The sequence below is a fragment of the Citrobacter sp. Ce119 genome, from assembly GCF_030334525.1.
GTDB classification, from domain to species: Bacteria; Pseudomonadota; Gammaproteobacteria; order Enterobacterales; family Enterobacteriaceae; genus Citrobacter; species Citrobacter europaeus.
In genome coordinates, this window is the sequence record NZ_JAOWDR010000047.1 from 477,960 (window position 1) to 502,575 (window position 24,616).

Annotated in this window: 24 protein-coding genes and 1 other RNA gene; 11 read left to right on the forward strand and 14 right to left on the reverse strand. The window is 51.2% G+C overall.

Annotated features, from left to right (window positions below; translation table 11 throughout):
* Window positions 1-41 precede the first annotated feature (41 nt).
* From OGV80_RS11005 to OGV80_RS11015, 3 genes are read right to left on the reverse strand one after another with little or no spacing between them, the layout of a single operon-like run.
* Window positions 42-854, reverse strand: a complete 813-nt coding sequence (locus tag OGV80_RS11005; RefSeq protein WP_047411612.1) for a MetQ/NlpA family ABC transporter substrate-binding protein — start codon at window positions 852-854, stop codon at window positions 42-44.
* A 21-nt stretch (window positions 855-875) separates the two neighbouring features.
* Window positions 876-1,544 carry a methionine ABC transporter permease gene (locus OGV80_RS11010; protein ID WP_047411615.1) on the reverse strand — a complete coding sequence of 223 codons (669 nt, stop codon included), beginning with the start codon at window positions 1,542-1,544 and terminating at the stop codon, window positions 876-878.
* Window positions 1,537-2,559 carry a methionine ABC transporter ATP-binding protein gene (locus OGV80_RS11015; RefSeq protein WP_043016552.1) on the reverse strand — a complete coding sequence of 341 codons (1,023 nt, stop codon included), beginning with the start codon at window positions 2,557-2,559 and terminating at the stop codon, window positions 1,537-1,539. Before OGV80_RS11015 ends, OGV80_RS11010 begins: the two co-directional genes overlap by 8 nt.
* A gap of 376 nt (window positions 2,560-2,935) precedes the next feature.
* On the opposite strand from OGV80_RS11015, the gene ynhH reads away from it, so the two are divergent.
* The 3 genes from ynhH (at window position 2,936) to lpp (ending at window position 5,096) form a co-directional block, all read left to right on the forward strand.
* Complete coding sequence (gene ynhH, locus OGV80_RS11020; RefSeq protein WP_242637968.1) at window positions 2,936-3,130, forward strand: protein YnhH; 195 nt, start codon at window positions 2,936-2,938, stop codon at window positions 3,128-3,130.
* Window positions 3,131-3,137: 7 nt separating this feature from the next.
* Window positions 3,138-4,550, forward strand: coding sequence for a pyruvate kinase PykF (pykF, locus tag OGV80_RS11025; RefSeq protein WP_003029366.1), 1,413 nt, complete (start codon window positions 3,138-3,140; stop codon window positions 4,548-4,550).
* Window positions 4,551-4,859: 309 nt separating this feature from the next.
* Window positions 4,860-5,096, forward strand: a complete 237-nt coding sequence (gene lpp, locus OGV80_RS11030; protein ID WP_003029373.1) for a murein lipoprotein Lpp — start codon at window positions 4,860-4,862, stop codon at window positions 5,094-5,096.
* A 67-nt stretch (window positions 5,097-5,163) separates the two neighbouring features.
* Here the strand turns inward: lpp and ldtE are convergent, their stop codons facing one another.
* From ldtE to OGV80_RS11070, 8 genes are all read right to left on the reverse strand, one after another.
* Window positions 5,164-6,168 (reverse strand): L,D-transpeptidase LdtE, encoded by a 1,005-nt coding sequence (ldtE, locus tag OGV80_RS11035; RefSeq protein ID WP_075146085.1) that lies wholly within the window; start codon window positions 6,166-6,168, stop codon window positions 5,164-5,166.
* Window positions 6,169-6,291: 123 nt separating this feature from the next.
* Window positions 6,292-6,708: a cysteine desulfuration protein SufE gene (gene sufE / locus OGV80_RS11040; RefSeq protein ID WP_043016555.1), complete on the reverse strand. Its 417-nt coding sequence runs from the start codon at window positions 6,706-6,708 to the stop codon at window positions 6,292-6,294.
* A gap of 12 nt (window positions 6,709-6,720) precedes the next feature.
* Complete coding sequence (sufS, locus tag OGV80_RS11045) at window positions 6,721-7,941, reverse strand: cysteine desulfurase SufS (RefSeq protein ID WP_080625105.1); 1,221 nt, start codon at window positions 7,939-7,941, stop codon at window positions 6,721-6,723.
* Window positions 7,938-9,209: a Fe-S cluster assembly protein SufD gene (gene sufD / locus OGV80_RS11050; protein WP_047411629.1), complete on the reverse strand. Its 1,272-nt coding sequence runs from the start codon at window positions 9,207-9,209 to the stop codon at window positions 7,938-7,940. Before sufD ends, sufS begins: the two co-directional genes overlap by 4 nt.
* Entirely contained in the window at window positions 9,184-9,930 is a 747-nt protein-coding gene (gene sufC / locus OGV80_RS11055) for a Fe-S cluster assembly ATPase SufC (protein WP_080625103.1), read from the reverse strand. The genes sufD and sufC overlap by 26 nt, the downstream gene beginning before the upstream one ends.
* A gap of 17 nt (window positions 9,931-9,947) precedes the next feature.
* Window positions 9,948-11,435, reverse strand: coding sequence for a Fe-S cluster assembly protein SufB (gene sufB, locus OGV80_RS11060; protein WP_043016559.1), 1,488 nt, complete (start codon window positions 11,433-11,435; stop codon window positions 9,948-9,950).
* Between the two features lie 8 nt (window positions 11,436-11,443).
* Window positions 11,444-11,812, reverse strand: a complete 369-nt coding sequence (sufA, locus tag OGV80_RS11065; protein ID WP_043016560.1) for a Fe-S cluster assembly scaffold SufA — start codon at window positions 11,810-11,812, stop codon at window positions 11,444-11,446.
* 485 nt (window positions 11,813-12,297) lie between these two features.
* Window positions 12,298-13,173 (reverse strand): LysR family transcriptional regulator, encoded by an 876-nt coding sequence (locus OGV80_RS11070; RefSeq protein ID WP_047411640.1) that lies wholly within the window; start codon window positions 13,171-13,173, stop codon window positions 12,298-12,300.
* Between the two features lie 122 nt (window positions 13,174-13,295).
* Between OGV80_RS11070 and OGV80_RS11075 the strand changes: the two genes are divergently transcribed.
* On the forward strand, window positions 13,296-14,147 hold the full coding sequence (locus OGV80_RS11075) for a Vmh family MBL fold metallo-hydrolase (protein WP_200001507.1): 852 nt from the start codon (window positions 13,296-13,298) through the stop codon (window positions 14,145-14,147).
* Window positions 14,148-14,214: 67 nt separating this feature from the next.
* Here OGV80_RS11075 and OGV80_RS11080 read toward each other — a convergent pair whose 3' ends face one another.
* From OGV80_RS11080 to ydiJ, 3 genes are all read right to left on the reverse strand, one after another.
* Window positions 14,215-14,403 carry a YdiH family protein gene (locus tag OGV80_RS11080; protein ID WP_003030540.1) on the reverse strand — a complete coding sequence of 63 codons (189 nt, stop codon included), beginning with the start codon at window positions 14,401-14,403 and terminating at the stop codon, window positions 14,215-14,217.
* Between the two features lie 76 nt (window positions 14,404-14,479).
* Window positions 14,480-14,890, reverse strand: a complete 411-nt coding sequence (menI, locus tag OGV80_RS11085) for a 1,4-dihydroxy-2-naphthoyl-CoA hydrolase (RefSeq protein WP_114682693.1) — start codon at window positions 14,888-14,890, stop codon at window positions 14,480-14,482.
* On the reverse strand, window positions 14,887-17,943 hold the full coding sequence (gene ydiJ, locus OGV80_RS11090) for a D-2-hydroxyglutarate dehydrogenase YdiJ (protein WP_286514896.1): 3,057 nt from the start codon (window positions 17,941-17,943) through the stop codon (window positions 14,887-14,889). Before ydiJ ends, menI begins: the two co-directional genes overlap by 4 nt.
* Window positions 17,944-18,156: 213 nt before the next feature.
* Here ydiJ and ydiK point away from each other — a divergent pair, with 213 nt between their 5' ends.
* The 7 genes from ydiK to aroD all read left to right on the forward strand — a co-directional run bounded on the left by ydiK (window position 18,157) and on the right by aroD (window position 24,498).
* Complete coding sequence (gene ydiK / locus OGV80_RS11095; protein ID WP_286514898.1) at window positions 18,157-19,266, forward strand: AI-2E family transporter YdiK; 1,110 nt, start codon at window positions 18,157-18,159, stop codon at window positions 19,264-19,266.
* A gap of 184 nt (window positions 19,267-19,450) precedes the next feature.
* An RNA gene (gene rprA, locus OGV80_RS11100) (antisense sRNA RprA) lies at window positions 19,451-19,558 on the forward strand.
* Between the two features lie 156 nt (window positions 19,559-19,714).
* Entirely contained in the window at window positions 19,715-20,071 is a 357-nt protein-coding gene (locus tag OGV80_RS11105; RefSeq protein WP_043016569.1) for a YdiL family protein, read from the forward strand.
* Between the two features lie 48 nt (window positions 20,072-20,119).
* Window positions 20,120-21,340 (forward strand): MFS transporter, encoded by a 1,221-nt coding sequence (locus tag OGV80_RS11110; protein WP_286514902.1) that lies wholly within the window; start codon window positions 20,120-20,122, stop codon window positions 21,338-21,340.
* A 239-nt stretch (window positions 21,341-21,579) separates the two neighbouring features.
* A complete protein-coding gene (locus OGV80_RS11115) occupies window positions 21,580-22,815 on the forward strand; it encodes an MFS transporter (protein ID WP_043016571.1) in 1,236 nt (411 codons plus the stop codon).
* 21 nt (window positions 22,816-22,836) lie between these two features.
* On the forward strand, window positions 22,837-23,703 hold the full coding sequence (gene ydiB, locus OGV80_RS11120; RefSeq protein ID WP_043016572.1) for a quinate/shikimate dehydrogenase: 867 nt from the start codon (window positions 22,837-22,839) through the stop codon (window positions 23,701-23,703).
* A 36-nt stretch (window positions 23,704-23,739) separates the two neighbouring features.
* Window positions 23,740-24,498, forward strand: coding sequence for a type I 3-dehydroquinate dehydratase (gene aroD, locus OGV80_RS11125; protein ID WP_220772131.1), 759 nt, complete (start codon window positions 23,740-23,742; stop codon window positions 24,496-24,498).
* Window positions 24,499-24,616 lie beyond the last annotated feature (118 nt).

The following is a 24,616-nucleotide window of genomic DNA, read 5'->3' on the forward strand; positions in this document are numbered from 1 at the left end:
TAGGCAGGGTAAGGCACAGTCGCCATCCGGCAAAAAGCAAATTAGTTATTTACCGGGATCACCGCGCCTTTATATTTGGTGCGGATCCAGTCCTGGATCTCTTTTGAATGCAGGACATCAACCAGCGCCACGATATCCTTTTTCTTCTCGTCGCCACGATGCACGGTAATGATGTTGGCATACGGGTTGTTTTCACCACTTTCGACGGCGATAGGATCTTTCACCGGATCCAGCCCGGCATCGATCGCGTAGTTGGCGTTAATCACCACCGCATCCCCTTCGTCGTTGTTATACATCTGCGGTAACAGCGCCGCTTCGACGTTAGGCAGGAACTTCAGTTTTTTCGGGTTTTCGACGATATCGCTAATGCGCGCGGTCACTTTATCCACACCCGGCTTCAGCTTGATCACACCCTCTTTTTCGAAAATCGACAGAATACGGCCTTCTTCAGATACCGCATCGCGCATGATGATCTTGCCACCTTCCGGCAGATCTTTAAGCGATTTTACCTTTTTCGAATAGATACCAATCGGCTCGATGTGAATCGCTCCGGCGCTGACGAAATCATAGGTTTTATCACCCGCATGGTCTTTAATCACGCTGTTCAGGTACGGAATATGCTGGAAGTAGTTCGCGTCAATCTCACGGCCAGCCAGCGCGGTGTTCGGCAGAATGTAATCCTGGAACGGTTTAATCTCTAAATCGATCCCCTGCTTCGCCAGAATCGGCTTAGCCTGCTCAAGGATCTCCGCATGCGGCACGTTAGATGCGCCAACGGTCAGAGTATCAGCCCAGGAGGCAAAGCTCAGGGCGCTTAAGGTTGCTGCGGCGAGTAACGTCAGTGATTTTTTCATGATAATGGTTTCCGTATTTTATTAGCGTTTATCTAACAGAGAGGTGATCACATCGCCGCAAAGCTGGATGATGAAGACAATGAGCAAAATCGTCACCGTCGCCACCAGCGTGACGTCGCTGTGGTTGCGCTGGAATCCTTCCAGATAAGCCAAATTCCCTAATCCACCGGCGCCAATTACCCCTGCCATCGCGCTGTAGCTAACCAGCGCAATCAGCGTCACGGTGATCCCGGACACCAGAGCAGGAGAAGATTCCGGCAATAAAACTCGAAAAATAAGCGTGCTCAGCCGTGCGCCCATCGAACGCGTCGCTTCAATAACGCCTTTATCCACTTCACGCAGGGCAATTTCGACCAGACGCGCATAAAACGGCGCGGCCCCCACGATCAGCGCAGGCAACGCGGCATTGGCACCGAGAATGGTGCCAACCATCGCTTTGGTGAACGGGATCAGCAGCACGATCAATATGATGAACGGGATGGAACGGAAGATATTCACCACCAGCGAAATAACGCTATATACCGCGCGATTGTGAAACAGTCCGCCGCGTGCGGTCAGGAACAGCGCCAGACCAAGTGCGATCCCCAGTACAAAGGTCGCCGCACCAGAAAGGGCTGTCATATAGAGCGTTTCCTGGGTTGCCGCCAGCAGTTGCTCCCACTTCAGATGGGGAAACAGTTCTTCAGCCATGTTGAATCACCTCGCCTTCAATGTCGCTCTGGCGCAGGTCGGCCAAAATATTGTTCAATTGTTCTTCAGAGGCCACAACGTGAACCCAGAGCTGACCAAACACACCGTGCGCAGTTTGCGTCATCTTGCCGTGTAAAATGTTAAACGGCAGGCCATAGCGCAGGGTCAATTCGCCAACCACAGGCCGATGCGTACGCTGCCCGGTGAACGTAAGCTTGATAACTACGCCGCCAAGCTCGCTTGCCAACTGCGGATTAAATTCGTCTTCCTCGGTGTACTGGCTCACCTGACGCACAAACTGTCGGGTGATCGGCTGCTGCGGATGGGTAAAGACGCTGAGCACGTCACCCTCCTCAACAACTTTGCCATTTTCCATTACCGCCACGCGATCGCAGATTTTGCGTACCACGTGCATTTCATGGGTGATCAGCACAATGGTCAATTTGAAGCGGCGGTTAATATCGAGCAGTAAATCGAGGATCTGATCGGTGGTTTGCGGATCCAGCGCCGAGGTGGCTTCGTCACACAGCAGGACGTCCGGATTGTTCGCCAACGCACGGGCAATTCCTACCCGCTGCTTTTGCCCACCGCTCAGTTGGGACGGATACGCGTTTTCACGACCGCTCAGCCCAACCAGCGCAATCAGTTCAGCAACTCGCGCTTTAATAGAGGCTTTTGGCGCTCCGGCGATTTGCATTGAGAACGCAATGTTTTCGCTTACGGTTCGTGACCACAGTAAATTGAAATGCTGAAACACCATGCTGATTTTCAGTCGCGCCTGGCGTAATGACTCCCCACGGGCGGCAGAAATATCGTGGCCGTTGATCGTTACGCTGCCGGAGGTCGGTTTTTCCAGCCCATTGAGCAAACGAATTAAGGTGCTTTTCCCCGCCCCGCTGTAACCAATAATTCCGTAAATCTGTCCCTGTTCAACCGTCAGGTTGACGTTATCGACAGCGGTAATGGCAAGCCTGCCTGGCGTAAACACTTTCGAAATATTTTTCAGGACAATCATGTCGTTTGGGTATCCGCTGCTGCTTATTGTTCTTCTGCTAGCGCTTTTGGCTGTTTAGCAGTATGGATGTCCAAACGAGTGTAATCAGTAGAATTGGCTTTTAAAATGAATTAAAACGCATTTGATATAACTTTTAGAAATATGCTTACCTGGACGGCGTTAAATGCCAAAAATTCAGACAGTGGGACGACAATAACGACCTGTTGCGCAACAAACCGCTGCTGCGAACAGCTTCTTTATCCATACAGCTGAACAAATTAATGAATAATTTTTGTAAAACTGCACAGATGTGTTTTGAAACGCTGTTTCCATTTTCCTTTTTGATAATTTTCAGCGTATAATGCGCGCCAATTGTCTCTTGAATGGTTTCAGCACATTGACCTGTAAAACTCAACGACTACAAAACTCACCATCCCGTTGGGCTGAAACACAAGCACACATTCCTCTGCACGCTCTTTCGATGTCACCTATCCTTAGAGCGAGGCATCACAACTTTCGTAACTCAGGTTTAGCTTCCCGTCCGTGCGCGGCGGGAGCCAGATTTCCATATCCTTCTCAACTTAAAGACTAAGACTGTCATGAAAAAGACGAAAATTGTTTGCACCATCGGTCCGAAAACCGAATCCGAAGAGATGTTAACCAAAATGCTGGACGCGGGCATGAACGTCATGCGTCTGAACTTCTCCCACGGCGACTATGCAGAACACGGTCAGCGCATCAAGAATTTGCGCAACGTCATGAGCAAAACCGGTAAGAAAGCCGCAATCCTGCTCGACACCAAAGGTCCGGAAATCCGTACCATTAAACTGGAAGGCGGTAACGACGTTTCCCTGAAAGCGGGCCAGACCTTCACGTTCACCACCGACAAATCTGTCGTAGGCAACAACGAAATCGTTGCTGTTACTTATGAAGGCTTCACTAAAGATCTGTCCGTCGGCAATACCGTTCTGGTTGACGATGGTCTGATCGGCATGGAAGTTACCGCCATCGAAGGTAACAAAGTTATCTGTAAAGTGCTGAACAACGGCGACCTGGGCGAAAACAAAGGTGTTAACCTGCCGGGCGTTTCCATCGCACTGCCAGCCCTGGCTGAAAAAGACAAACAGGACCTGATCTTCGGTTGCGAGCAAGGCGTTGACTTCGTTGCTGCATCCTTTATCCGTAAACGTTCTGACGTCGTAGAAATCCGTGAGCACCTGAAAGCGCACGGCGGCGAAAACATCCAGATCATCTCCAAAATCGAAAACCAGGAAGGCCTGAACAACTTCGACGAAATCCTCGAAGCGTCTGACGGCATCATGGTTGCGCGTGGCGATATGGGCGTTGAGATCCCGGTAGAAGAAGTTATCTTCGCGCAGAAGATGATCATCGAAAAATGTATCCGTGCACGTAAAGTCGTTATCACTGCGACCCAGATGCTGGACTCCATGATCAAAAACCCGCGTCCTACCCGCGCTGAAGCCGGTGACGTAGCAAACGCCATCCTCGACGGTACCGACGCAGTAATGCTGTCTGGCGAGTCTGCAAAAGGTAAATACCCGCTGGAAGCCGTCACCATCATGGCGACCATCTGTGAGCGTACTGACCGCGTGATGACCAGCCGTCTGGACTTCAATAACGACAGCCGCAAACTTCGCATCACCGAAGCCGTTTGCCGTGGCGCGGTTGAAACTGCAGAAAAACTGGACGCGCCGCTGATCGTCGTCGCTACCCAGGGCGGTAAATCTGCTCGCGCAGTACGTAAATACTTCCCGGATGCCACCATCCTGGCGCTGACCACCAACGAAACGACCGCGCGTCAGCTGGTGCTGAGCAAAGGCGTTGTTGCACAAGTGGTTAAAGAAATTAGCTCTACCGATGATTTCTATCGCCTGGGTAAAGAAGTCGCTCTGGAAAGCGGTCTGGCTCAGAAAGGTGACGTTGTGGTTATGGTTTCCGGCGCACTGGTTCCGAGCGGCACGACTAACACCGCATCCGTTCACGTGCTGTAATAATTCCAACACGAATTAATTTGCTTAAAAAAGCGCCCTGGTGGCGCTTTTTTTATTTTATCGATAGCCACAATTAATAAAAAATCAAATCGGATTTCACTATCTAATCCGTGATTATCTAAGATGAATCCGATGGAAGCTTTCTGTTTTCACTCGGTTTTTTAGCCGTTTTTGAACAATTCGATGCTTCTTTGAGCGAACGATCAAAAATAAGTGCATTCCCATCAAAAAAATATTCTCAACATAAAAAACTTTGTGTAATACTTGTAACGCTACATGGAGATTAACTCAATCTAGAGGGTATTAATAATGAATCGTACTAAACTGGTACTGGGCGCGGTAATCCTGGGTTCTACTCTGCTGGCAGGTTGCTCCAGCAACGCTAAAATCGATCAGCTGTCTTCTGACGTTCAGACTCTGAACGCTAAAGTTGACCAGCTGAGCAACGACGTGAACGCAATGCGTTCCGACGTTCAGGCTGCTAAAGATGACGCAGCTCGCGCTAACCAGCGTCTGGACAACGCAGCTACTAAATACCGCAAGTAATAGTATCTGTGTAATAGAAATGGCGCACATTGTGCGCCATTTTTTTTGCCCCGAATTTCCTTCCCTGTTATTGCGTAATACGCACCTCTGCGCCCTCTCCCGGCGCGCCATTCTGTGCAGACTTCACTTCCGCTCCATTGTTAACGACCGAGGCTTGCCCGGCAGTCACGGTGACCGGATAGCCCGCGCGGCGGTACAACGCTCTTTCCACCAGGCTGTTATCCACGGCGTTACTGTCTTTAAACTGGGTAAAACCGGCTGGCAGCACATACGGCATGGTCTGGACGTTTTGCTCCTCTTCCGGCGACAGCGGTCGGTGCACCTCGACATACCGCATGCCGTTCGGCTCAATCGAATATTTTATCGGCTCATTAATCACCCTGACCGGCGTACCTGTACGGACCTGGGCAAACAGTGCTTTGATATCCGGCGCGTTCATACGAATACAACCAGAACTCACGCGCAGGCCCACGCTGTCCGGCGCGCTGGTGCCATGGATCAGGTATTCACCGTTTCCATACGCCAGACGCAGTGCAAAGCGTCCTAACGGGTTATTTGGCCCGGCGGGTACTACCGGCGGTAAGGTGATGCCGCGCTCCAGAGAGCGTTTACGGATGCCTGCTGTAGGGGTCCAGGTCGGATTGGGGATTTTCTGCCCAACCCGGGTTTCCATTACCGGCGTTTCCAGCCCCTGCAAACCGATACCAATCGGGAATACCTGAACAATATTCTCTCCCGGCGGGAAGTAATACAGACGTAATTCCGCCAGATTCACAATAATGCCTTCGCGTGGCGCATCCGGCAGCAGTAATTGCGAGGGAATAGTAATCAGCGTTCCAGGTTTAGGTACGGGGGCAATAGTATTGTTGGCTTCAAGGATCAGCATTGCGGCGGTATCAAACTTACGGGCTATCGCCTGGAGGTTTTTATCGCCTTCCTGCACGGTGTAGGTTTGGTTTTGCCCAACAAGACGGCTGTTCGCCTGGGGCAAAGGATAATCGACCGCCCATGCGGCCTGAATAGCGCTGTAAGCGCCGATTAGCATTAACGTAATAACAGACGCGCGTTTCATACTCACTCACCCCCCTGGCGTTCTTGCCGGACGGCGACAAGCGCCCGATCCGGCCTACGAGTCACTGCGTTGCCCTACACGAACGCTTTCAAGACGGTCTGAAAGTTGACGTGTTTTATCAGTTTAGCTAAGAGTTGCAGCTTTGGCGCGAATCGCCCGAATCATCGCCTCCAGCCCCTGTGACCGGGACGGTGTGAGATGCTGTGCGAGCGCCATTTTTTCAAACCACGGACGCACATCAAAGTTCACAATATCCTGAGCCGTCATGCGGTCATACAGAATGAATACCACAGCGATAAGCCCTTTCACAATTGCCGCATCGCTGTCGCCCTGTAATTCAATAATACCTTCGCCATTCTGACGCATAACAATCCATACCTGACTTTGACATCCCTGGATGCTATTTTCCGCATTACGATCGTCGTCGTTTAATGTCGGCAGGCGCTGACCCAGTTCAATAATGTACAGGTATTTCTCTTCCCAATTCGCGCAACGCAGAAAATTACGCAACAACTTTTCTTTGTCCGGTAGCGCAGCCATAACGCCTCCCTGTTATCCCAGTAAGTGATGAATACGCTTGAGACCCGTTACCAGGCGATCCACTTCTTCGTGGGTGTTGTACATGGCGATCGACGCACGACACATCGCGGGAACGTTGTAGTAGGCCATCAGCGGCATAGCACAGTGATGTCCCGTCCGCACGGCGATCCCATAATTATCGAGAAAACTCCCGACGTCATAGGCGTGATGTTTGCCGAGGTTAAACGCAATCACCCCCAGGCGGTTATCCGGACCGTAAAGCGTCAAATCCGGCACTTCCGCCAGTTGTTCCAGCGCATAGCGCATCATGAACTGTTCATATTCGCTGATTTCAGTAAGCCCCAGCGCTGAAACGTACTCAATCGCCGCGCCAAGCCCAATAATGCCCCCGGTGTTTGGCGTTCCGGCTTCAAACCGCCAGGGGGCTTTGGCCCACGTCGTCCCCTGGCTCAGGCTTACTGTCGCAATCATCGAACCACCGCCTTCCCAGGGTGGCATTTCCTGCAGCAGCGACTCTCTGGCATACAGAACGCCAATACCGGTTGGCCCGTAAAGCTTGTGTCCGGAGAAAACATAGAAGTCGCAATCCAGCGCCTGCACATCCACCTGATGATGCATAACCGCCTGTGCGCCATCCACCAGCACTTTTGCGCCGTATTGATGCGCCAGCTCAATCATCTCACCCAACGGGTTTTCCGTGCCCAGCACGTTAGATACGTGGGTAATCGCCAGCAGTTGCGTGCGATCGTCAAACAGCGTAGGTAGCGTTTCCAGCTGCAACGTACCGTCTGCATTTAGTGGAATAACGCGCAGTTCTGCGCCTACGCGGGTACACAGCATCTGCCAGGGTACAATATTGGCGTGATGCTCCATTTCACTGATGATAATGTTATCGCCCGCCCGCACATTGCTGCTGCCCCAACTGTTCGCCACCAGGTTGATACCTTCCGTGGTACCACGCACGAACACCAGCTCTTCAGCTGAACGGGCGTTAATAAACAGCGAGGCGAGCTTGCGTACATTCTCCATTTTTTCTGTGGCCTGCGCGCTCAGCGTATGGATCCCGCGGTGGACCGCTGCATAGCCATGACGGTAAAATTCGGCTTCGGCATCAATCACCTGATTAGGCTTTTGCGCGCTGGCGGCGCTGTCCAGATAGGCTAGCGGTAAACCGTTCACTTCACGCGCCAGGACCGGAAAATCGGCCCGCACTTTTTCAATGGGAAATGTCATGCTACGCCTCCCGGCAAGCGTTGGGCGATCCGCGCCAGTACCAATTGTTTCAGCGTTTCCTCGCCCAGGGCTTCCGTTAGCTCAGCGGCAAACGCATAGAGAATCATTTGTTGAGCATCCTGCTGGCCGATCCCGCGTGAACGCAGATAGAACATCTGCTCATCGTCAATCCGCCCTACCGTCGCTCCGTGACTGCATTTCACGTCGTCGGCATAGATTTCCAGCTGTGGCTTGGTGTCCACTTCTGCCAGTCTACCGAGCAGCAAATTATTGTTGGTCATCTGACCATCGGTTTTAATAGCGTGCTGGGCGACGTTGATCAGGCCATTAAATACCGCCCGGCCCTTATCGCTGACAATCGTTTTATGCAGCTGGCGGCTGTTGCAATATCCTTTGTTATGCGCAAGCCAGGTCCGGGTATCGCAGACTTCATTTTTCACTGGCATCGCCAGGCTGTTAAGCCGAAGCGTGGTGTTTTCACCATTAAGCTGGGTGCTGGTGTTATGGCGCAACACCGCAGCACCGAGTAAAAAGCTGTGGCTGGCGGCGGTGGCATCTGCGCCCAATTGAATATCGTTATGGGCGAAATGGTGGCTGAGCGAATTCTCAAATGCCAGTTTGATATGGCGCAAATGCGCATTCGCCGCGACGTTCATGGTTAAACGAGCACCGGTAAAATGGCGAAGCTCGCTTAGGCTTACATAGTATTCAATGACGGTGGCTTCAGCGCCTTCCGCCAGCTCCAGATGGTGGCGGTAGTGCGCTGTGTTCACCTCATCGCCCGTCAGTCCCTGAGTAATGTGCAGCAGCAGCAACGGTTTCGCGGGGCGCTGGTTACGCTTCACCTGAATGTGCGTTACGCTGCGGGACAGGCTTTCCGTCAGGTGCAGAAAAACTTCTGGTTGTACAGCCGCAGGCAGCGTCTGGCGCACATCGTCAACGACAATCTCAAAACCGCTACCCTCCGCGCTGTCGCTGAGCGTCGGAGAGAATTGCCCGTCGACAAACACCAGTCGGACAGCATCAATAGCCGGCGCTAACGCTTCACACTGGGCTGACGTTATTTCAGCGACATGGCTGACAAACTGGCTGTTGGTTAATCCCTCCAGCGGCGTGTATTTCCAGTCCTCATGCTTACGCGTTGGCAGTCCCAGACGTAGCATCTGTTGCAGATGCTGCTGGGCATGATGCGAGCGCGTCTCCCCTTGCGTCTCAAACAGATGATGCCACTGTTGCAGCACGTTACTGCTGTTCGCTAAGCCAGCCATAACCTTGCTCCTCCAGTTGTTTGACCAGCGAGAAATCGCCAGACTTCACAATTCGCCCCTGGTAGAGAACGTGAACATAATCGGGTTTGATATAGTCCAGGATGCGCTGATAGTGGGTGACGATAATGAATGAACGTTGCCCATCGCGCAGCGAGTTCACGCCATCGGCGACGATTTTCAGCGCGTCGATATCCAGCCCGGAGTCCGACTCGTCAAGAATGCACAGTTGAGGCTCCAGTACCGCCATTTGCAAAATGTCATTACGCTTTTTCTCGCCGCCGGAGAAACCGACGTTTACCGAACGCGTCAGCAGATCTTCCGGCATCTTCAACAACGCGATTTTCTCTTCCATCAGATCCTGGAAGTCAAACCTGTCCAGCGACTCCTCGCCACGGTAGCTGCGCACCGCATTCAGCGCCGTTTGCAGGAAAAACTGATTACTGACCCCGGGGATTTCCACCGGATACTGAAATGCCATAAAGATCCCTTCACCGGCCCGGTCTTCCGGTGACAGTTCCAGTAAATCTTTACCGTTGAATTCTACCGTCCCGCCGGTGACTTCGTAGTCATCACGTCCGGCCAGCGTGGCGGAAAGCGTACTTTTCCCGGAACCGTTCGGTCCCATAATGGCGTGGACTTCTCCGGGGCGAATCTCAAGGCTGAGACCACGCAGGATCGCCTTATCTTCCACACTGACCTGTAAATCTTTGATGCTTAGCATGTGCTTTCCTTAAATTTTTAACCGACGCTGTGTTCAAGGCTTATGGCGAGCAGTTTTTGCGCTTCCACGGCAAATTCCAGCGGCAGTTCAGAGAACACGTCTTTACAGAAACCATTCACGATCATCGAAATGGCATCCTCTTCGCTGATGCCGCGCTGCAGGCAGTAAAACAGCTGGTCTTCACCAATACGCGACGTTGTGGCTTCGTGCTCAAGCTGGGCGCTATTGTTACGACACTCGACATACGGGAAGGTGTGCGCCCCACAATCCGCGCCGATCAGCATCGAATCGCATTGGGTATAGTTGCGGGCATTGGTGGCGGTCGGCATGATCTTCACCAAACCGCGATAGCTGTTCTGGCTGTGTCCGGCGGAGATCCCTTTCGAGATAATGGTCGATTTGGTGTTCTTGCCGATGTGGATCATCTTGGTGCCGGTATCGGCCTGCTGGTGACCACTGGTTAGCGCAACGGAATAGAATTCGCCGATAGAGTTGTCGCCACGCAGAATGCAGCTTGGGTATTTCCACGTAATGGCTGAGCCGGTTTCCGACTGCGTCCACGACATTTTGCTGTTTTCGCCTTCGCACAGAGCGCGCTTGGTAACGAAGTTTAAAATGCCGCCGGTGTTACCATCGCCAGGGAACCAGTTTTGTACCGTCGAGTATTTCACTTCGGCATCTTTGTGGATGATGACCTCCACCACCGCGGCATGCAGCTGGTAGCTGTCACGCACCGGGGCTGAACAGCCTTCGATATAGCTGACGTAGCTGCCCTCATCCGCAACCAGAATGGTGCGTTCAAACTGCCCGGTTTTTTCCGCATTGATACGGAAATAGGTCGACAGTTCCATTGGGCAACGCACACCTTTCGGTACATAGATAAACGTACCGTCGGATGCCACCGCCGCATTCAGCGCGGCAAAGAAATTGTCATTACCTGGTACGACCGTGCCCAGATACTGTTTTACCAGCTCAGGGTGATCGTGAATCGCCTCACCGAACGAACAGAAAATAATGCCCTGTTCCGCCAGTTTGTCACGATAGGTGGTCGCTACCGACACCGAGTCAAAAATGGCATCAACCGCCACCTCTTTGCCTTCGCGGACCGGCACGCCAAGCTGTTCAAATGCGTCCTCAACCTCTTTGCTTAAAAACGCATTCGCCCCCGTTTGCTGTACCGCTCCCGGCTCAGATGCGCAGGTTTCATCGCAATTGCCGCAGGACGGCGCGGAATAATAGCTATACTCCTGGTAATTCAGTTTGTCGTAATGCGCTTTCAGCCAGTGCGGCTCTTCCATGGAGAGCCATGCGTTAAAGGCATTCAGGCGAAATTCCAGCATCCAGTCGGGTTCATTTCGTTTTGCCGAAATCGCACGCACGACATCTTCGTTGATCCCTTTCGCCAGCTCATCAGTTTGCAGTTGGGTGAAGAAGCCCTCTTTATAATTAAGGTGCCCGCCAGCCCAGGTGTTGACATCGTCAGTTGCTTCAGTATTACGAGACATAGTACCGCCTATACCCCAAAACTTTCGCCACAGCCGCATTCGTTCTGGGCTTTCGGGTTATGAAATTTAAATAACTGATTTAATCCTTCGCGAACGAAATCGACCTCTGTACCGTCGATAAACGGCATCGCCTGTAACGGCACATAAAGTCTGGCGCCATCCGTTTCAAACAACAGATCGTCTTTTTGGACCTCGCGGACAGTGTCCAGCACGTAGCCGAATCCCGCACATCCCGTTTGCTTCACGCCTAAACGCACGCCCAACATGTCGGGTTGCTTTGCTACCAGCTCGCGGATATGCGCCGCAGCCGCTGGCGTTAACGTCAGTCCACGCCAGGCAAAATCGTCCGGGTTAAATGTTCCTGAATGCAATTCCATAGAGTTACCTCGAGTCACTAGCTTTGAAGCTATAACACCATGTTAGTGATAATGATTATCACTTCAACCCCTCAACAGCAGGGGCATTCGGGTTAATCGCCCTTTTTGACTACTTTTACTAAGCATAGACCCTGCAGCGTGGGTTTACAGGGATGGAATTTTTTGTTCAATACATTGATTAACAATGGATTATAAAAATCCAATCGTTCAGGCAGGTCAAATATTAAAAGATGTATAGATAATGTCTATTTAAGGGATAGGTGGGGATGACCGAAGGGAAATACAATTCTAATAATGAACAAACAAAAAACCCTTAAGTCTGCTTGCTGGCAGGCTTAAGGGTTCCGGCCCCATCCGGCGCTTATCTCCGGCACTCACGATGGCTTAGCTCTTGAAGGGGCGATAAGAAGAATCTCATACACTGAACAGTTTTTTTTAACACTAATGGCGGTTTGACTATTTTATAAGCACGTTTAGCCACCCGGTTAGCACTCTGGTTCACTAAGCGCATCCAGCAACAGGCGCAACCCTGCTGGCTGATGCTCTCGAGAAAGGTATAAACCATATATCGGCAGGCATTTAGGTTGAAGCTCGGGCAATAGTCTAATCAGTTTTCTCTGTGCCAGCCCTTCCCGCGCCTCCAGTTCAGGCACCAACGCAACGCCTATTCCCGCCAACGCCGACTCACAAAGTAGCGAAGAGATCCCGGCGCTCAAATTACCTCTGATTGCAGCAGAGACAGCCTGGCCCTGGGCATCCAGAAAGTGCCAGGATTTTCCAGCAAAACCGCTGTAGTAGAGACAATTATGCTGCGTAAGATCATCGATAGTCTCTGGAGTGCCATGCTGATGCAGATAATCAACAGACGCACAGAGCACCGATTTACAGTCGCCAAGGCGACGGGCGATAGTCCCTGGCTCGGGGTTTTCCGTTATACGGATCGCCACATCGATACGTTCTCCCACGAGGCTTACCGGTTGGTTATTGATCTCCACCTCGATACGCAGTTGCGGATACCTCGCCAGAAAAGCGGGCAGAACCGGCGCTAAGATATGCAAGGCAGTAAAATGTGCACAGGCCACACGTAACGTGCCGGACGGCGTTTGTGCGGCGCTGGCGGCGCCAATATCCAGCGAAAGTTGCGCCAGAGAACGTGTTTTCAGTAATGCCTCTTCACCCGCTGGCGTGATCGTCAAACGGCGCGACGAACGATGGATAAGCCTTGCCCCCGCCCATTTCTCCATCTCGTCGAGATATCGACTGACCATCGGGCGCGACAACCCCAATGCGCGCGCGGCGGCACTCAGACTGCCCAAATCACAGATATGGTTGAATACCGTTGCCGCCATCACTCTGTCCATTGCATCCCATCCGATCGTTTTACGAAACTCAGCATGTCCTAATGAGGGAATTCTAACAGATACGAATACGCTTAAAATACGTGAACTATCAATAGACAATTCCCTGCATAAGGTTACCTGGTATGAAAGTTAAATCTCTGGCCCTGCTGTTACCTCTGTTTGCGTCTTCAGCTTTCGCCGCACCGCTACAGCTGGACGTCTATAATCCGCAGGATAAGGCTATTTTCCCAGTCTCTTCGACGCTGGTGTCTGGCCCTAAAGAGGCGATTTTGTTTGACGCCCAGTTCAGCACCAAAGATGGCGAACAACTGGTGCAGATGATTCGCGCCAGCGGTAAAACGCTGAAGGCTATCGTGATCACTTCCGGCGATCCGGATTTCTATTTCGGTCTGCAGCCCATCGTCAACGCGTTCCCGCAGGTTAAAGTTCTGGCAGCACCGCACGTAGTAGACCATATCCGCGCCACCAAAGAGGCTAAGCTGCAGTTCTGGGGCCCGCAAATGAAGGACGGCGCGCCAACATCGCTCACCGTTCCACAGGCGACCACGCAAACGCATTTCACGATTGATGGCGAAACGCTGGAACTGCGTCATCCTGACGATTATGCAGCCTATGTCTGGATCCCGGCGAACCGTGCCATTATTGGCGGGACCGGCGTGGCTTCCGGGATTCACGTCTGGACAGCGGATACACAGTCTGCAGAACAACGTAGCGCATGGCGTAGCGTACTGAGCGAAATGCAGCATTTACAGCCTACTCAGGTAGTTCCGGGCCATTACATTGGCGAACGCCCTGCGGGCGATAAGGCCATTCGCTTCACACATGACTATTTACAGTCGTTTGAGCAGGCGTTGGGGGCGAAGAAAGGTTCAGACTATGTGATTAAAACCATGACCGCAGCATGGCCGGGTCTTGCGGACGCAAGTTCTCTGGAGCTAAGTGCGAAGGTTAATAGCGGTGAGATGAAGTGGTAATTAAGATCTAAGGCAAAAAATAACCCCGAACGCGTGTCGGGGTTTTATTACGATAAGCATACCGGAATCAATGAACACCCATGCGCCAGGCAAAATAGATCTCTTCTTTCAATTCAGTTGAAGAGAGCGCCAACAGATCTGCAAACTCCAGCTCAAGTTGTTTCAGTCTTTTCAGGTACTGAGCCGGTGAAAGATCGGTTTTATCACGACGTAAAAATTCTATTGCCAGTTGGGCCGGGTCTAATTGGGTAGACATATCATCCTCGCTTGTGTTCAAAACCTGCACAGTATAACACATTCCCTGTGCAGATAATGACCAAAAGCAATATGCATCACAAAATTGCGGTTGTCAGACGCGACGTGCAGCACAATCGTCCCTGCTCATCGAAGATTTCGATTTGCCACACCTGATGACGAGAGCCGGTATGTACCGCGCGACATACCCCTCTGACGCGCCCTTCCCGCGCGGAGCGAATATGGTTGGCGTTAACCTCCAGGCCCACGACTTTCTGTTCCCCCTGGGTACACAGGTAGCCAGCCACCGAACCGATACTTTCCGCCAGCACTACGGACGCGCCGCCGTGCAGCAAACCAAAAGGTTGTTTGGTACGGTGATCCACCGGCATCGTGGCTTCCAGCGTATCATCGCCAATGTGCACAAAACGAATATCGAGCAGCCCCACCATGTTTCCTTCACCCATAGTATTGAGCGCCTCGAGTGTAACTTCACGTTTCCAGATCATCCTATAATCTCCAGCAGTGCCTGTAATGGATGGCGAACGCCCGTGCCTTCAACGCGTTTGACCTGGCTGCGGCAGGAGTATCCAGTAGCCAGGCAACGGTTACGCGGCAATCGTTGCATTGCCTGGTGCCATGATAGCTCATAGATCCCCAGTGAATTCTGATGATTCTTCACTTCGTGACCATAAGTGCCCGCCATTCCACAGCAACCCACGCTGACATTCTCCAGTCTGGCGCCAAAGCGTGCAAAGATAGCCGCCCACTGCGCAGGCGCGCCCGGCAGTGCCGTCACCTCAGTACAGTGTCCAAAGAAGTACCACGGTTCGCCGCCGATTGTGACTGCCGGCTGTGACTCCAGGACTGTCGATAACCATTCGTTAGCCAGCAGCACATGGAAATCACCCCGCTGTTCCCCGAGCGCCAGCTTGTATTCATCGCGATAACAGAGCACCAGCGCCGGATCGACCCCCACCATCGGAATGTTCAGCTTCGCCACCCGGTTGAGAAACTCGGATGTCTTTTTCGCTGTTTTGGCAAAACGGTTTAAAAAACCCTTAATATGCTGAGCTTTGCCGTTTGGCGAGAAAGGCAGCAATACCGGCTGCAGACCCAACTTTTCAACCAGGCGTATAAAATCAGCCACCACCTGCGCATCGTAATAGCTGGTAAATGGATCCTGCACCACCAGCACCGTACGGGCTTTTTGCTCAATGCTGAGCAACTCGAGCTGTTCCAGCGTCATATTGGCGGAACGATGACCAACCATCTGACGTTGAAGCGATGGCGCAGACAGCAGCGGTAAATCGACCATACCGATGTGCTTTTTAGCCAGATTCCGCACCAGCGGCTGGTTGATGAAAAAGTTAAACGTTTTGGGCGCCCGCGCCATTAACGGCGCATAACTCTCAACGGTCGCCACCATATGATCGCGCAACGGTCGCAGATAACGCGTGTGGTACATTTGCAGGAAGCGCGAGCGGAATTCCGGGACATCGATTTTAATCGGACACTGTGTGGAACAGGCTTTACACGCCAGACAGCCGGACATTGCCTCTTTTACTTCGTGCGAGAAATCGTATTCACCCTTGCGCGCATGCCAGCTGTTGCGGGTACGGGCAATCAGCGTACGTAAACTGGCGCGTTTTTCCGGTAGCTCTTTCTCCAACTGTACCGGGTCAATCCCGCGATCGGCCAGCAGACGCAGCCATTCACGCACCAGCGTGGCCCGCCCCTTTGGTGAATGAATACGGTTGAGGCTGATTTTCATCGACGGACACATGGGGCTTTTCGCATCGAAGTTAAAGCACAACCCGTTACCGTTACACTCCATCGCCCCGCGCCACTCCTGGCGTACGGCCAGCGGAATCTGACGGTCATACGTTCCGCGCTTCACCGCGTCCACTTTCATCATCGGCGCATCTACGCCTTCAGGTGGACAGATTTTCCCCGGATTCAGCCGGTTTTGCGGATCAAAGACCGATTTTACTTTACGCAGTTCGCTATACAGCTCCTCACCGAAGAACGCCGGGCTGTATTCTGCACGAAAACCTTTTCCATGCTCGCCCCAAAGCAGTCCGCCATATTTTGCCGTCAACGCGACGACATCGTCAGAAATGCGTTTCATCAGCACTTCCTGCTGCGGGTCGCACATATCCAGCGCGGGTCTGACGTGCAGCACGCCTGCGTCTACGTGACCAAACATGCCGTAACTGAGACCATGGCTATCGAGCAGCGCGCGGAACTCGGCAATATAGTCAGCCAGATGTTCAGGCGGGACGCACGTATCCTCGGCAAACGGGATCGGCTTCGCGGCACCTTTAGCATTCCCCAGCAAACCAACGGCTTTTTTACGCATAGCGTAAATTCGTTCTACACCCGCCAGTTCGGTACATAGCTGCCAGCCAATGACGCCCGCTTCCTGACGAGCGATTAAGCCATCCAGACGTTCACACAGTGCGCTGACCTGCGAATCAATCGATGCTTCGTCGTCACCGGCAAACTCCACAATGTTCAGACCCAGCATCTCTTTATCAGGAACATCGGTAATCAATTCACTTACCGAGTGCCAGACGATATCTTCCCGCGCCAGATTAAGCACTTTAGAGTCGACGGTTTCTACCGACAGCGCGCGAGCTTCCACCATCACCGGGGCATTACGCAACGCCGAGTCGAAAGAGTCGTACTTAACGTTAACCAGTTGTCTGACTTTGGGCAGCGGCGTGATGTCCAGACGGGCTTCGGTGATAAACGCCAGCGTACCTTCAGAACCGGTAAGAATGCGGGTTAAATCAAATTCGGTCATCTCATCGTTAAAGACGTGCCGTAGATCGTAACCGGTCAGGAAGCGATTAAGCTTGGGGAATTTATCAATGATTAACTGTCGGTTATCGCGGCAACGCTCATAAACCGTCTTGTAGATGCGGCCAATAGTGGTATTGCTGTTACCCAGCGTTTGGGCAAGTTCGACCGGCATTGGCTGAGTATCAAGAATATCGCCGCCCATCAGCACCGCGCGGATACCCAGCACGTGATCGGAGGTTTTACCGTAAACCAACGAACCTTGTCCGGATGCGTCGGTATTGATCATCCCCCCCAACGTTGCCCGGTTACTGGTGGATAATTCGGGAGCAAAGAAATAGCCGTAAGGTTTCAGAAACTGGTTGAGCTGGTCTTTAATCACCCCAGCTTCGACCCGCACCCAGCCTTCCTGCACATTGATTTCTATAATGCGGCTCATATAGCGGGACATATCAACAATAATGCCCTGATTCAGCGCCTGACCGTTGGTCCCGGTGCCACCGCCGCGCGGGGTAAAAATCAGCGAAGAGAAAAGAGGTTCCGCCGCCAGACGGGCGATCAGCGCCACATCTGCGGTTGAACGCGGGAAAACAACAGCATCAGGAAGCAGCTGATAAATACTGTTATCCGTCGACATTGTCAGGCGATCGGCATAGCTCGTTGCCGTATCGCCCGTAAATCCTTGCTGCTCCAGCGCCTGCAAAAAATTGAGCACCAGTTGAACGACACCTGGCGCCTGAGAAATTTGTGGAATCATTATAGTGACCCTTTCCTGCGGTCTGTGTTGTGAATTTAATCGTTTGCGTGTTGCTTTGTTTGTTGTATCACATTTTTTTCTAATACGCTCAGCAGATTTACAGGCAGAATCCGCCTGTTCAAAACCGCTGAAATTGCTCATCATTACAGGGTGTCATTTAAGTGTTCACGTCGCGTCAACGTTCTGGCGCAAAGACAAAGGTGAAAAGTATTTATGGTAAATTTCCGTCAGCCCAGGGATATTGCACAAGTGCTGCTATCGGTGCTGTTTTTAGCCATCATGATTGTGGCCTGTCTCTGGATTGTTCAACCCTTTATCCTCGGTTTTGCATGGGCAGGTACGGTGGTCATTGCAACCTGGCCGATCCTGCTACGCTTACAAAAATTACTTTGGGGACGCCGCTCACTGGCCTTGCTGGTAATGACCCTGCTGCTGGTGCTGTTGTTTATCATTCCTATCGCGCTGCTGGTGAATAGCATTGTTGATGGCAGCGGGCCGTTGATCCATGCCGTAACCGCTGGCGATATGACGTTGCCGGATCTGGCGTGGTTGAACAGTATTCCGTTGGTCGGTGCCAAAATGTATGCCGCATGGCACAGCCTGCTGGATATGGGCGGCTCGGCCATCATGGCCAAGGTTCGTCCTTATATTGGCACGACGACAACCTGGTTTGTCGGACAGGCTGCGCATATTGGTCGCTTTATGATGCACTGTGGTCTGATGCTGCTGTTCAGCGCCCTGCTGTACTGGCACGGTGAACAGGTGGCGTTAGGTATTCGCCATTTTGCTTGTCGCCTGGCATCCAAACGCGGCGATGCTGCCATTCTGCTGGCAGCGCAGGCCATTCGCGCCGTCGCATTAGGTGTTGTGGTCACCGCCCTGGTGCAGGCTGTTCTTGGCGGCATTGGTCTGGCGGTAACCGGCGTGCCGTATGCCACGCTGCTGGCGGTATTGATGATCCTGTCATGCCTGATCCAACTGGGGCCGTTACCGGTGCTGGTGCCGGCCATTATCTGGCTGTACTGGACGGGGGATTCAACCTGGGGCACCGTGCTGCTGGTGTGGAGCGGCGTGGTCGGTACACTGGATAACGTTATTCGCCCGATGCTGATTCGCATGGGCGCCGATTTGCCGCTGATCCTGATTCTCTCTGGGGTCATCGGCGGACTGATTGCTTTCGGTATGATTGGTCTGTTCATCGGCCCGGTAGTACTGGCCGTCTCCTGGCGTCTGTTCTCAGCCTGGGTAAACGAAGCCCCTGCACCAGGCAGCAATCCGGATGAAATCCTCGAAGAAATTGCTGAAATGGAACGCAATAAGTAATCCCACTTCAGGCGGCACGGCCGCCTGATTGTTTAACAATGCTAATCAGTTCCTTTCCCTTACTATATTGGACTGAACCTCGCCCCTCTTTAAATACTCATTTGTGTCGCAAATTCTTTACAGTTTTTAAACTATTGAGATGAATCTGATCGACGTAAAAAACCAGTATGCCTACTATTAGCCCATGGCTTTAGATCAACACATTGATTTATAAGCATGGAAATCCCCTGAGTGAAACAACGAATTGCTGTGTGTAGTCTTTGCCCATCTCCCACGATGGGCTTTTTTTTGTCCTTAGCACGCCTCGCCACCCACCTAACCGCTCCACACGTCCACTTCCCCGTTGATGAACAAATAATATTGCACAAGATACTGTGACTCTCTTCAAGCCGAAATATCCACAGCAATGTTATTACTATTCCACCGTCTTTGATGAGGTTATCAAATAATGAACGCATTAGAACTCCAGGCTTTCCGCCATATTTTTGCTATGACGGTAGAAGAAAGCGCTATGTATATCTCGCGGGATCATAATGTTGCCGCCTGGCATCAATGGGAAAGTGGCGAAAGGGAAATCCCGGAAGATATCACGCGAATTTGTGCAGAAATGAAGGCCATGAGAAAGTTAAGAATTAACGCAATTATCGACAAAATAAATAATCGTATCGGTAATAACACCATGCGTTTTTTCCCCGATTTCATCTCTTTTCAGACGGTTTATCAGCACGATAATTTTCTTGACTGGAAAATCTACCAATCTGCTGCTGCAGAGCTGTATGCCCACGACCTTGAGCGTTTGTGTTAAGAGACAGCAACACCACTCTCATTTAGCCTCTTCGCTGAGTAACATATTATGAAAAATACCTATTTCTCCACTGCGATAGGGCTGTACTTTAATTACCTGGTACACGGCATGGGGGTGATTCTGATGAGCCTCAATATGTCTGCACTGGAACAACAGTGGCAGACCAATGCCGCAGGTGTTTCAATTGTTATTTCCTCACTCGGCATTGGCCGTTTAAGCGTCTTACTGGTGGCAGGCATGCTCTCAGATCGCTATGGCCGCAGACCGTTTATTATTTTCGGCATGACCTGCTACCTGATTTTCTTTGTCGGTATCGTCAATACTCACAGTATTTACATTGCCTATGCATTTGGGTTTTTGGCAGGAATGGCAAACAGTTTTCTCGATGCCGGTACTTACCCCAGCCTGATGGAGGCGTTTCCCCGCACACCCAGCACGGCCAATATTTTAATTAAAGCGTTCGTCTCCGGCGGCCAGTTTTTACTGCCTATGATTATCAGTCTACTGGTGTGGGCCGAACTTTGGTTTGGCTGGTCCTTCCTGCTGGCTGCAGCCATTATGTTATTCAACGGTGTGTTTTTGTTTCGCTGCCGGTTCCCGCCGCATCCCGGGCCTGATATCGTCATCAGAACACAACCTGCAAAACAAGAAACCGCACAGCCTGAACATCAATGCTCCTTGCTCGACCTTGCCAGTTATACCTTATACGGCTATATCGCCATGGCGACATTTTATCTGGTGAGCCAGTGGCTGGCACAATACGGACAGTTTGTCGCCGGGATGTCCTATACGTTATCGATCAAACTCTTAAGCATTTACACGTGCGGTTCCCTGTTGTGCGTTTTAATTACTGCCCCACTGGTACGCAAAGCAGCACGCGCGACATCGTTATTGATGCTGTACACGTTCATTTCATTTTGCGCCCTGCTCATGGTGTGTCTGCATCCAACAACCTACGTGGTCATCGGCTTCGCGTTTGTCATCGGTTTTTCTTCAGCCGGAGGCGTGGTACAAATCGGTTTAACGCTGATGGCGGCACGCTTTCCGCAGGCAAAGGGCAAAGCCACCGGGATTTACTACAGCGCAGGCAGCATAGCCACTTTTACCATCCCGTTGATTACAGCGAAACTTTCCGAGATTAGCATCGCTCACATCATGTGGTTTGATACCGCCATAGCCGCTGTAGGTTTTCTGTTGGCGCTGTTTATTGGTTATCGCAGCAACATCGCGTCAAAGCATCAATTAAAAATGACTCAAGTCGCAGAATAACGCGGATGCAATATTGTTCCTCATACCTGCAAAATAATTGACTGCATTTTTAAAATTTCAGCAAAAAGTGGGCGCAGAGTATTAAATTCACAATTTGACATGCAACATCCCTGGTAAGTTAAACGCCATGCTATGTAGGTCCAATAGTTACCACCCGGTATATTATTCACAAGGTCGCCGCAATTTAAACTAAACCGACGAGCACAGAACAATTTTAAAATCCGCAAGGAGTTGTGAAAATGTCTCAAAACAAGACCTTTACTACGCCATTTCTTTTGGCGATAAGCTGTATTTATTTAAGTTATTTTTTACACGGCATTAGCGTCATTACATTGGCGCAAAATATGAGCTCACTTGCAGAAAAATTCTCCACCGACAATGCCGGGATTGCCTATTTAATTTCCGGCATTGGTCTTGGTCGATTAGTGAGTATTTTATTCTTTGGGGTGCTCTCAGACAAATTTGGTCGGCGGGCAATCATTCTGTTAGGTGCGATTCTGTACATGCTGTTTTTCTTCGGTATTCCCGCCAGCCCGAATCTGATGATTGCCTTTATTCTGGCTGTTTGCGTCGGTGTGGCAAACTCGGCGCTGGATACAGGCGGCTATCCGGCATTGATGGAGTGTTTCCCTAAGGCATCTGGATCCGCTGTTATCCTGGTTAAAGCGATGGTCTCGTTTGGGCAGATGGTCTACCCCATCGTCGTCAGCACCATGCTGCTCAATCATATCTGGTACGGCTATGCGGTCATTATCCCGGGCGTATTGTTTGTCATCATCACCTTAATGTTGCTAAGAAGTCGCTTCCCCAGCCAGATGGTGGATGCGGGCATTGCAAAAGAACTCCCCCAGATGAACAGTAAACCGTTGGTCTGGCTGGAAGGCGTGGCATCCGTCATGTTCGGGGTAGCCGCATTTTCGACCTTTTACGTCATCGTTGTCTGGATGCCGAAATACGCGATGGCATTTGCCGGTATGGCAGAAGCCGACGCGCTAAAAACCATCTCTTACTACAGCATGGGATCGCTGGTCTGCGTGTTTATTTTTGCAGCGCTGCTTAAGAAAATGGTTCGACCTATTTGGGCGAATGTCTTTAACGCCGGACTGGCAACCGTCACCGCTGCCATTATCTATTTATATCCATCTCCATTGGTGTGTAACGCCGGTTCATTTCTGATTGGGTTCTCTGCAGCAGGGGGGATTTTACAGCTCGGCGTTTCGGTGATGTCAGAGTTTTTTCCCAGGAGCAAAGCCAAAGTCACCAGTATTTATATGATGATGGGTGGCGTCGCCAACTTTATTATCCCATTAATCACCGGATACCTTTCTAACATTGGCCTGCAGTACATCATTTTGCTGGACCTCGCATTCGCTTTGCTGGCCTTCGTCACCGCCATCATCGTTTTTATTCGTTACTACCGCGTATTTGATATTCCCCAAAATGATGTGCGGTTGGGCGAACGTTATTTTCAATAAATTATTCAGAAGGAGTATCAAATGGACGTAACTGCAAAATATGAACTGATTGGTCTGATGGCCTACCCTATCAGACATAGTCTGTCGCCTGAAATGCAAAACAAGGCATTAGAAAAAGCAGGATTGCCTTTTACTTACATGGCATTTGAAGTTGATAACTCAACGTTTGCTAACGCAATTGCCGGGCTGAAAGCCTTAAAGATGCGCGGTACCGGAGTCTCTATGCCCAACAAACAGCTGGCATGCGAATATGTTGATGAATTAACGCCTGCAGCCAAACTGGTCGGCGCGATCAATACTATCGTCAATGACGATGGTTACCTGCGCGGCTACAATACCGATGGCACCGGTCATATTCGGGCAATCAAGGAAAGCGGTTTCGATATCAGAGGTAAAACCATGGTACTGTTGGGCGCAGGCGGCGCGTCAACGGCCATTGGCGCCCAGGCAGCGATTGAAGGCATCAAAGAAATAAAACTCTTCAACCGCCAGGATGAGTTCTTTGCCAAAGCGCAAGAATTCGCCAAACGTGTCAATGAGAATACCGACTGCGTGGTCACCGTTATCGATCTCGACGATCGACAGGCTTTTGCTGACGCACTGGCCAGTGCAGATATTTTGACCAACGGTACGAAAGTGGGCATGAAACCGCTGGAGAACGACTCTCTCGTAACCGACGTTACCCTGCTGCGACCGGACCTGCTGGTAACTGAATGCGTCTACAACCCGCATATGACCAAATTATTGCAGCAGGCACAACTTGCCGGTTGCAAAACGATTGATGGTTACGGCATGTTGTTATGGCAAGGGGCTGAACAGTTCAAACTCTGGACCGGGAAAGATTTCCCACTGGAGTATGTGAAACAGGTTATGGGTTTTGCAGCCTGACGGACAAGCATTTGTAATATATTAATAGGGTAATCGATGAAAACCGTAACCGTAAAAAACCTCGTGATTGGCGAGGGTGCGCCGAAGATCATTGTCTCGCTGATGGGTAAAGACATCGCAACGGTAAAAAGTGAAGCGCTGGCCTATCGCGAAGCGGATTTCGATATTCTGGAATGGCGCGTTGACCATTTCAGCGATATCTCCTCCATAGATGGCGTGCTGGAAGCTGCACGCGCCATCCGCGATGTAATGACTGACAAACCGCTGCTGTTTACCTTTCGTAGCGCTAAAGAAGGTGGTGAACAGGCGCTATCTATTGAAAACTATATCGAGCTAAACCGTGCGGCAGTAGATAGCGGTCTGGTGGATATGATCGACCTGGAGCTTTTCACTGGTGATGAGTTGGTTAAAGCCACCGTCGAACATGCGCACGCTAAAAATGTCGCCGTCATTATGTCGAATCATGATTTCCATAAGACGCCAGCCGCACAAGAGATTATTCAACGTCTGCGTAAAATGCAGGAACTTGGCGCTGATATTCCTAAAATCGCCCTGATGCCGCAGAACACATCGGATGTATTGACCCTGCTTGGCGCCACGCTGGAAATGCAAGAACGCTATGCCGATCGGCCGATCATTACCATGTCAATGGCCAAAACAGGGGTGATTTCACGCCTGTCCGGTGAGGTTTTCGGTTCAGCGGCAACCTTTGGCGCGGTAAAAAAAGCCTCTGCCCCTGGGCAAATTTCGGTCACCGATCTACGTACCGTTTTGACCATATTGCATCAGGCGTAATAATAAAATTTATTCATATTAATATCAGTAATGCCCTGCCCCAGATATTCGCTCATTCATGAATATCGGGCAGCTGGCCGGACATTATTAAATAACTCAAATTATTATTGTCGAATAT

Bases quoted from the DNA above. Each gene is read 5' to 3' on its own strand.
- OGV80_RS11110 (WP_286514902.1), top strand. From the start codon at position 20,120: ATGAAAAATACCTATTTCTCCACTGCGATAGGGCTGTACTTTAATTAC.
- sufB (WP_043016559.1), bottom strand. From the start codon at position 11,435: ATGTCTCGTAATACTGAAGCAACTGACGATGTCAACACCTGGGCTGGC.
- menI (WP_114682693.1), bottom strand. From the start codon at position 14,890: ATGATCTGGAAACGTGAAGTTACACTCGAGGCGCTCAATACTATGGGT.
- pykF (WP_003029366.1), top strand. From the start codon at position 3,138: ATGAAAAAGACGAAAATTGTTTGCACCATCGGTCCGAAAACCGAATCC.
- sufD (WP_047411629.1), bottom strand. From the start codon at position 9,209: ATGGCTGGCTTAGCGAACAGCAGTAACGTGCTGCAACAGTGGCATCAT.
- OGV80_RS11070 (WP_047411640.1), bottom strand. From the start codon at position 13,173: ATGGACAGAGTGATGGCGGCAACGGTATTCAACCATATCTGTGATTTG.
- sufC (WP_080625103.1), bottom strand. From the start codon at position 9,930: ATGCTAAGCATCAAAGATTTACAGGTCAGTGTGGAAGATAAGGCGATC.
- ydiK (WP_286514898.1), top strand. From the start codon at position 18,157: ATGGTAAATTTCCGTCAGCCCAGGGATATTGCACAAGTGCTGCTATCG.
- sufS (WP_080625105.1), bottom strand. From the start codon at position 7,941: ATGACATTTCCCATTGAAAAAGTGCGGGCCGATTTTCCGGTCCTGGCG.
- OGV80_RS11105 (WP_043016569.1), top strand. From the start codon at position 19,715: ATGAACGCATTAGAACTCCAGGCTTTCCGCCATATTTTTGCTATGACG.
- ydiB (WP_043016572.1), top strand. From the start codon at position 22,837: ATGGACGTAACTGCAAAATATGAACTGATTGGTCTGATGGCCTACCCT.
- aroD (WP_220772131.1), top strand. From the start codon at position 23,740: ATGAAAACCGTAACCGTAAAAAACCTCGTGATTGGCGAGGGTGCGCCG.
- OGV80_RS11015 (WP_043016552.1), bottom strand. From the start codon at position 2,559: ATGATTGTCCTGAAAAATATTTCGAAAGTGTTTACGCCAGGCAGGCTT.
- OGV80_RS11005 (WP_047411612.1), bottom strand. From the start codon at position 854: ATGAAAAAATCACTGACGTTACTCGCCGCAGCAACCTTAAGCGCCCTG.
- ldtE (WP_075146085.1), bottom strand. From the start codon at position 6,168: ATGAAACGCGCGTCTGTTATTACGTTAATGCTAATCGGCGCTTACAGC.
- sufA (WP_043016560.1), bottom strand. From the start codon at position 11,812: ATGGAATTGCATTCAGGAACATTTAACCCGGACGATTTTGCCTGGCGT.
- OGV80_RS11080 (WP_003030540.1), bottom strand. From the start codon at position 14,403: ATGTCTACCCAATTAGACCCGGCCCAACTGGCAATAGAATTTTTACGT.
- OGV80_RS11010 (WP_047411615.1), bottom strand. From the start codon at position 1,544: ATGGCTGAAGAACTGTTTCCCCATCTGAAGTGGGAGCAACTGCTGGCG.
- lpp (WP_003029373.1), top strand. From the start codon at position 4,860: ATGAATCGTACTAAACTGGTACTGGGCGCGGTAATCCTGGGTTCTACT.
- OGV80_RS11115 (WP_043016571.1), top strand. From the start codon at position 21,580: ATGTCTCAAAACAAGACCTTTACTACGCCATTTCTTTTGGCGATAAGC.
- ydiJ (WP_286514896.1), bottom strand. From the start codon at position 17,943: ATGATTCCACAAATTTCTCAGGCGCCAGGTGTCGTTCAACTGGTGCTC.
- sufE (WP_043016555.1), bottom strand. From the start codon at position 6,708: ATGGCTGCGCTACCGGACAAAGAAAAGTTGTTGCGTAATTTTCTGCGT.
- OGV80_RS11075 (WP_200001507.1), top strand. From the start codon at position 13,296: ATGAAAGTTAAATCTCTGGCCCTGCTGTTACCTCTGTTTGCGTCTTCA.